Annotated in this window: 5 protein-coding genes; 4 read left to right on the top strand and 1 reads right to left on the bottom strand. The window is 46.1% G+C overall.

All coding sequences use genetic code 11. From position 1 onward, the window contains the following. Positions 1-94: 94 nt before the first annotated feature. Complete coding sequence (locus BCV39_RS13060) at positions 95-1,555, bottom strand: DUF2867 domain-containing protein (protein WP_102432761.1); 1,461 nt, start codon at positions 1,553-1,555, stop codon at positions 95-97. 96 nt (positions 1,556-1,651) lie between these two features. On the opposite strand from BCV39_RS13060, the gene BCV39_RS13055 reads away from it, so the two are divergent. The 4 genes from BCV39_RS13055 (at position 1,652) to BCV39_RS13040 (ending at position 7,391) form a co-directional block, all read left to right on the top strand. Beyond that, a complete protein-coding gene (locus BCV39_RS13055; RefSeq protein WP_102432760.1) occupies positions 1,652-3,025 on the top strand; it encodes an MATE family efflux transporter in 1,374 nt (457 codons plus the stop codon). 122 nt (positions 3,026-3,147) lie between these two features. After that, on the top strand, positions 3,148-3,819 hold the full coding sequence (locus BCV39_RS13050) for an ABC transporter ATP-binding protein (RefSeq protein ID WP_017060385.1): 672 nt from the start codon (positions 3,148-3,150) through the stop codon (positions 3,817-3,819). Then, entirely contained in the window at positions 3,800-6,253 is a 2,454-nt protein-coding gene (locus tag BCV39_RS13045) for an ABC transporter permease (RefSeq protein WP_102432759.1), read from the top strand. The genes BCV39_RS13050 and BCV39_RS13045 overlap by 20 nt, the downstream gene beginning before the upstream one ends. Further along, positions 6,243-7,391 carry a lipocalin-like domain-containing protein gene (locus tag BCV39_RS13040; protein WP_102432758.1) on the top strand — a complete coding sequence of 383 codons (1,149 nt, stop codon included), beginning with the start codon at positions 6,243-6,245 and terminating at the stop codon, positions 7,389-7,391. The genes BCV39_RS13045 and BCV39_RS13040 overlap by 11 nt, the downstream gene beginning before the upstream one ends. The last annotated feature ends 120 nt before the right edge of the window (positions 7,392-7,511 follow it).

Genomic DNA, 7,511 nt, shown 5'->3' with positions numbered 1-7,511 from the left:
GAATCTGCTTTTAGTCTTTTCGCATCTCGACACTCGAATCCCGTATCTGCTTTTAGTCTTTTGGCATCCCGCTACTCGAATCCCGTATCTGCTTTTAATCTTTTCGCATCTCGCCACTCGAATCTCGTATCTGCTCTTTAGCCTGCTTCTCAATCGCCTTCACCATGCCTTTAAAGATAAACAGGTGAGCAGGCATCATTGCGAACCAATAGAGTAGACCTAGAAAGCCTTTTGGGTGCCACCAAGCTGATATGTTCAGTTCACGAGAATCGCCGTTGTCAGAAACGGTAATTTCCAGTCGTCCTAAGCCTGGACCTTTCATGCCAAACAGTAGCGATAAGAATTGGTTCTCTTCACAGCGAATCACTTTCCATGAATCGATTTTGTCGCCCACTTTTAGCTTGGGGCCTTCAGGCATTTGTCGCACAGGTACGCCGCCGCCGAAAAGAAGGTCCAACCATTCGCGTGTGCGCCATAAAGCGTTAGCGAAGAAGTAACCTTGCTTCGGGCTTCCTATCTGTTGAGCTACTTGCCAAAGTGACTCTAGTGAGGCAGTAGACATGATGCTTGCGCCTGTTTTCTTCGGGTAATAACCGTATCCCGCTTGCCAGCGTTTGAAGGCAGTTTTATCGAAGCCCCACACATTACTCTTTACGAAGTTTCCTTCAGAATGAATAGCTTGCTCAACCATATTCTCGAACGAGATAAGCCTCTGAGGGTACTTTTCTCTGATAGTGGTCGAACTGGCAATAAAGTCATGCTTTAAGCCAGCAAGCAGTGCTCTGCCTATGTTGGACGGTACAGATGTCACTACGCCTAGCCAATATGAAGCAATCTTGGGTGTGAGCAGTGATGTAGCCCACAGCCGGAGTGGACGATCGGCCGTTTTGGCAATATGAGCAAATTGGTTTCGATAAGAGACAATATCCGGCCCACCAACTTCGAAGATTTGGCTTTCTATAGGCGTGTCTTGTGCTAGCTTCAGCAGATAGTGGTTCAGGTTCTGCAATGCGATAGGGTTTGCTTTAGAATCGACCCACTTTGGCGCAATCATAATCGGCAAGTTGTACACAAAGTCTCGCATGATCTCGAATGCCGCAGAGCCTGGGCCTATGATCACGCCTGCTTGAAGTTCGGTTATCGGTACCGGCCCTTTACGAAGTAGTTCACCGGTTTTCTTTCTCGCTTGAAGGTGCTCTGAGTCACCAGTTTGAGGCTGCAACGAGCTTAGATAGATAACGTGCTGGTTTTTAGGGCCAAGTGCAGAGACAAAGTTGCGAGCTAGGTTTAACTCGTAATCAATAAAGTCGTGGCCTTCTGCCATTCCATGGACAAGGAAGAAGATAAGATCAAAATCGGGGACTAAGGCTTGTGTCGCAGCTTGATCGGCCAAATCAAGATACTCAAGTGATAAGTTTTCGTGAGGCTCGGTCCGTGCCTTTAAATAGTCGATATGCCTTGCTGCTGCCGTGACTTGATAGCCTTGCTCAAGCAGGAGAGGGAGGAGTTGTGAGCCTACGTATCCAGAAGCGCCTAAAACCAGTACTTTCTTCATTACTACTCCATTTATATCTGTGGTTAAAAACCGAACATTGATATAATAGCGCGATATTTATCTTTATTCATCAATACGTTCCGTTTAGGTCTCTCTATGTTGCTCTCTTCAATTATTCATCACACACGCGGTGATTTTGTTCGCAGGTTGATTGCCATAGCTTTGCCAATCACCTTGCAGAGCATCATGTTCTCGAGTCGAGGCTTAGTGGATGTGTTGATGCTAGGTCAGCTTGGAGAAGCAGACATTGCGGCTGTGGGTGTGGCGAGTCGTGCGATGTTCGTGACGACCATTATGCTGGTGGGTGTCACCACCGGCGGCGCTCTTCTTACTGCTCAATATTGGGGAGCGGGCAACAGACAAGGCGTGAGAGAAAGCACTGCACTAACCTGGCTGGTTTCGACGTTGTTTGCGCTGTTGACCATCGTGTTCTTTGTCTCTTTCCCGGCACAAATCATGGGCGTGACGACTGACTCTCAAGAAGTCATCAGCTTGGGCGTTGAATACATCGTTATCACCTCATTTAGCATGTTAGCCGTATCGTGTGTCAGCAGTATGGCCGTTGGCCTAAGAGCGATACACAAACCTGGATTGAGTACCTTCTTCAGTGGTATTGGTATCCTGTCTAACGTGTTCTTAAACTGGGTGCTGATTTTCGGTAACTTAGGGTTTCCGGCTCTTGGCATCAAAGGTGCGGCGATTGCGACCGTACTGAGTGGCGCAATTGAAGTGGCGACCTTGTTTGGTTACCTCTATTTCTCTAAACATTTATTAGCCTTCAAACTTTGTGATATCAAAGCTGCGGCAACGGTGGAGAAAGTCGTTCGCTTCTTGAAATTGTCTCTGCCGACAACGTTTAATTTCTTGGCTTGGGCGGGGGGCTTATTCGCTTATCACGCCATTATGGGGCAATCAGGCGTTCAAGGTTTAGCTGCGCTTTCGGTGATGACGCCAGTTGAGTCTATCTCGTTGAGTTTGTTGATTGGCATGTCGAATGCTGCCGCGGTTTTGGTGGGCAACCAACTCGGTGCGAAGAACAATGAAGCGGTTTACTACCAAGCGCTAGGCTTAACGATTTTGTGCTTCTTTACCAGTATTGTGGTGGCGATTTTCCTCTACTTTATACAAACGCCAATATTGAATGCCTTTAGCGCACTGACCGAAGAGACCCGAGCGCTTTCAGAGAAGTTTATTTTGATTCTGAGTGTGGGTATTGTCATCCGCTCTATTCCAATGACAGTGATCGTTGGTGTACTCAGAGCGGGTGGTGACGTGAAGTTTTGTCTATACCAAGATCTGATTGCTCAGTGGGTGATAGGTATTCCTTTGGCAGCCATCGCCGCTATTTACTTTAAGCTTCCACCTGAGTGGGTTTACCTACTGTTCCTTACTGAAGAAGTGATTAAGTGGGGCGGGTCGCTCTATCGCATGAAAACAAGAAAATGGATTAAAAACTTGATAGGAAGTTGAAGTAGGACGCACCAATCACATCACTTTATCGTTGGTGTGTGATCTATCTTTCAAAATACTTCCTCCTAACAGGGAATTAGTGTAGATTCTCCTTCCAAATTCTAACTAATGTGAGCTGTTTAATGTTAAAGCTGTCAGACCTATGTAAAGGCTACGTCGATGGGGGGGAGTTTCACCCTGTTTTGCAAGGTGCTGAATTAACATTAAACCAAGGTGACCAGCTAGCATTAATGGGAGAAAGTGGTTCAGGTAAAAGTACTTTACTGAACCTTATTGCGGGGTTAGACCTAGCTGATTCAGGTGAAATTGCTTTCCCTCACTTCAATATGCACGACTCTACCGAGCGTGACCGCACCGCTTATCGCAGAAACAACATCGGCCATATCTTTCAGCAGTTCAACTTACTGCCGACATTGAACATCGCCGACAACATTCGTTTTTGCCGCCAATTAAAAGGCCTACCTGAAGACAAGGGGCTCTGGAGACAGATTCTTTCTGCTTTAGATCTTATGCCTTTGCTTGGTCGTTACCCTGAAGAGGCGTCTGGTGGACAGCAACAACGTGCAGCGATTGCTCGTGCGCTGTATATGGAACCAAAAATCTTATTGGCCGATGAACCGACAGGTAGCTTAGATGAGCGCAACGCTGAAGCGGTAATGCGTTTGCTGACCTCTTTGGCTCGCCAATTAGAATGTACATTACTGTTGGTAACACACAGTGAGAAAGTAGCGCTGCATATGGATGGCAGGATCCGCCTACAAGGAGGGCAACTGCATGTTATGGCCCGTAGTTAAGGCACTACTCGGTCATTATCGACGTTACCCACTTCAGATTATCTTGGTATGGCTTGGTTTAACCCTAGGCGTATCACTTTTGGTTGGTGTTACTGCCATTAACCAACACGCCAAGCAAAGCTATGCACATGGCGAAAAACTCTTTTCGAATCCTCTTCCTTACCGTATTCGACCAAAACACAACGCCAATAAAATTCCGCAAGGCTTTTATATCCATCTTCGACGTGAAGGCTTTCAGCAGTGTTCTCCTTTTGATCACCACCGTATCACTGATGAAAATGGTTCAAATTTCATGCTGATTGGCATAGATCCAGTCTCTATGCTTCAACTGCAGCCGGGCGTTGCGTTAAAAGATCTCAATACGTTAAATCTAATGAAACCGCCATATCCGATCCTTGTGAGCGACGATCTCGCCGAACACATGGAGTGGAAAAACGGTGACTATATCCACCTTATGGATGGCTCTGAGCTTGGTCCATTAATGGTTGATCAAAACAACATCATTGATGGTACAAGGCTGATTGCTGATATCTCGCTACTGAGAATGCTGAAACGCAGCGCAGGCCTCTCGGTGATTGCATGCTCAGACATGTCGCCTGAGAAGTTTGAGCGTCTTAAAAACATGCTACCCAATGGTTTGACAATCTCTCGCAGCTCTAAAGCGGAATTAGAGTCACTGACTAGCGCTTTTCACTTAAATCTAAAAGCGATGGGCATGCTGTCGTTTGTGGTTGGTTTATTCATTTTCTATCAAGCGATGTCGCTGTCGTTTATTCAGCGTCAACCGTTAGTCGGTATCTTAAGACAAACAGGTGTGTCGGGCTGGCAATTGGCTAAAGCGCTTTGCTTAGAGCTACTGCTATTGGTAGGACTGAGCTGGATCTGCGGTAATGTTTTTGGTGTCATGTTAGCCAACCAATTGTTACCTGCGGTATCTTCAAGCTTAGGTGATTTATACGATGCCAACGTTGGTTTAACTATCGATTGGAACTGGCGCTGGAGCGGCTACAGCTTATTGATGGCGTTACTTGGAGCGTTCTTAGCGTGTGCTTGGCCATTGGTTCGTTTGCTTAGATCACAACCGATTCGTTTGACCTCTCGATTGTCTTTGATGCGCTTTGCGGGTACTGAGTTTACTTGGCAAGCATTGATTGGCTGTGGCTTCTTGGTTGCAGCTGTCGCTGTGTATCAAGCCCCTCAGACTCAAGAAACGGGTTTTGCGATTATCGCATTGATGCTAATTAGTGTGGCGCTATTTACCCCGTTTTTGATGTGGAAGTTATTTAACAGCCTCTCTTATTCATTGCGCTGGGTTCGTGCTCGCTGGTTCTTTGCTGATGCAGCTTCAAGTATGAGCTACCGTGGCGTGGCGACGATGGCCTTTATGTTGGCCTTAACAGCCAATATTGGTGTAGAAACCATGGTGGGTAGCTTTAGAGATACTACTGATAAATGGTTAACACAGCGCCTGGCTGCCGATCTTTATATCTACCCAACCAACAATGCAGCTGCTCGTATGAGTAACTGGCTGTCAGATCAACCTGAAGTAGATTCGGTTTGGTGGCGTTGGGAGAAAGATGTTGCTTCTCCAGTCGGCAGTATTCAGGTTGTCAGTACGGGTCCTTCTGAAGGCGAACTAGAAGCGCTGACAATCAAATTAGGTATTCCGAATTACTGGTACCACTTACACCACTCTAAAGGTGTGTTGATCAGCGAATCGATGTCTCTCAAGTTGGGGATTCGCCCTGGCGACTACATTGACCTCTATGATAGCCTCGGCTCTGGTTGGCAGGTTGTTGGAGTTTATTACGATTATGGTAACCCTTACCATCAAGTCATGATGTCACATCGAAACTGGCTGTATGGGTTTGCAGGGCGGGGTAATGTAGGCCTTGGCGTAATACTCAAAGATGATGTTAATTCGGTAGGCCTTCGCAGCCGATTAGAAAGCGTATTCAGGCTTGGCTCTGAGCGTGTATTCGATAACAACAATATTCACAGTCAAGCGATGCGTGTGTTCGATAGAACGTTCGCGATTGCAGATACATTAGGCAACATCACCTTGGTTATTGCAGTCTTCGGTATCTTCTTTGCTACCGTAGCGGGTGAAGTGTCTCGACAAAGACATATATCCTTGCAGCGCTGTTTGGGTGTCTCGGCGAAAGAGTTGATTCTGACAGGTAGCTTGCAGCTGTTTGTATTTGGGCTTATTTCCTCCTTGATTGCGATTCCGCTTGGCTTGGCGCTAGCGAGCTTAATTGTTGATATCGTGATAAAGCAGTCTTTTGGGTGGTCACTCGAGTTACAAGTGATTCCTTGGGATTATTTGCAGACATTTGCGTGGGCCATGGCAGCATTGATGCTCGCTGGTGCTTTACCAGTGATGAGAATGGTTCGGAACACTCCGATGAAGTCACTGAGGGATGCGCTTTAGTATGTTTTTACGGAATAGCTCAACTAAGTTAAGACATCGAATCCTGTCTTCTCTTCTATTAATCAGTTTCTTCAGCATCTTTTTAAGTGTTTGGGGCTATTACTCCTATTTCATCGATCCCGGTGAAAAGGGTGAGAATGAAGTTAACTCGGTATTGGTTAGTGAACATTTCAATGTGTTTGAGCCAGTGTTACCAGACCGCAATGTTTCGCTACCACAAGATTTTAAGTTCCACCCAGAGTTTCAACATGAGTGGTGGCATTACTTTGCGTCTTTGAAAGGCGATGATGGCAAAGACTATTCGGTACAGTGGAGCTTTTTCCGTATTGCAACGGACGAACGTGAAACTCCTGGGTGGCAAAGCCCTCAAGTCTATATCTCAAATGTAGTGGTCTCTTCTAAGTCCAAAGTATGGAAAGAACAGCGCATGGCTCGTGGCGGCATTGGCCAAGCGGGGATGACTAACCGTCCATTCAGACTTTGGATTGATAACTGGAACTGGCGTGCACTCGGCAACACACCATTTCCAGGCCGTCTTCAAGTGCAAACTGACACTTTTGGACTTGAGCTCGACACTATTGCAAAAGGGCCATATGTACTCAACGGCGATAATGGCTATCAGAAAAAACACGACTTATTACCTGTCGCGTCTTATAACTTCAGCGCTCCATTTTTATCTTTGAGTGGTGTGTTGAACTTAGACGGCGTTACCAAGGAAGTGGAGGGAACTGCGTGGGTACATAAAGAGTGGGGTAGTGGCTTACTTGGAGTGGGTCAACAAGGTTGGGATTGGTTTGTGTTTAATCTCGATGACGGCACTGCGTTGAGTATTAACCGTTATCGTCATAACCAACAGTTGCCTTACGTATTTGGTACATTAGCAACGCGCTCTGGCAAAGTTTACCAATTGACGGAATCCGATATTTCAATTCAACCATTGCAAAATACAACGTTGATGAATAGAAGACGGATGCCTCTACAGTGGATTATTAATGTCCCTAAGCATGATATCAACCTCACGACGCGTATTATACGCAGGGATATGTGGCTTCCTTTTGTTATACCATATTGGGAAGGGCCGATTATGGCGAGCGGGAGCCATGAAGCGACAGGCTTTATGCAATTAACTGGCTACTAAAAAACACCTAAGGCTATCATTTGATAGCCTTTTTTTTATGTCTGCGACTTTTATCCAACCCCAATGAATTGTGCATACAGGTTCGATGATCTCATCTATACTTAATTCATGGCGCAGAAC

This window comes from Vibrio sp. 10N.286.55.E10 (assembly GCF_002872555.1).
Lineage (GTDB): Bacteria > Pseudomonadota > Gammaproteobacteria > Enterobacterales > Vibrionaceae > Vibrio > Vibrio crassostreae.
Note: the sequence above shows the minus strand (reverse complement) of the source record. Positions and strands in the feature narration are given on the sequence as shown.

Excerpts from the sequence above, each read along its gene's own strand:
- BCV39_RS13045 (WP_102432759.1), top strand. The coding sequence starts at position 3,800 with ATGTTATGGCCCGTAGTTAAGGCACTACTCGGTCATTATCGACGTTAC.
- BCV39_RS13040 (WP_102432758.1), top strand. The coding sequence starts at position 6,243 with ATGCGCTTTAGTATGTTTTTACGGAATAGCTCAACTAAGTTAAGACAT.
- BCV39_RS13055 (WP_102432760.1), top strand. The coding sequence starts at position 1,652 with ATGTTGCTCTCTTCAATTATTCATCACACACGCGGTGATTTTGTTCGC.
- BCV39_RS13060 (WP_102432761.1), bottom strand. The coding sequence starts at position 1,555 with ATGAAGAAAGTACTGGTTTTAGGCGCTTCTGGATACGTAGGCTCACAA.
- BCV39_RS13050 (WP_017060385.1), top strand. The coding sequence starts at position 3,148 with ATGTTAAAGCTGTCAGACCTATGTAAAGGCTACGTCGATGGGGGGGAG.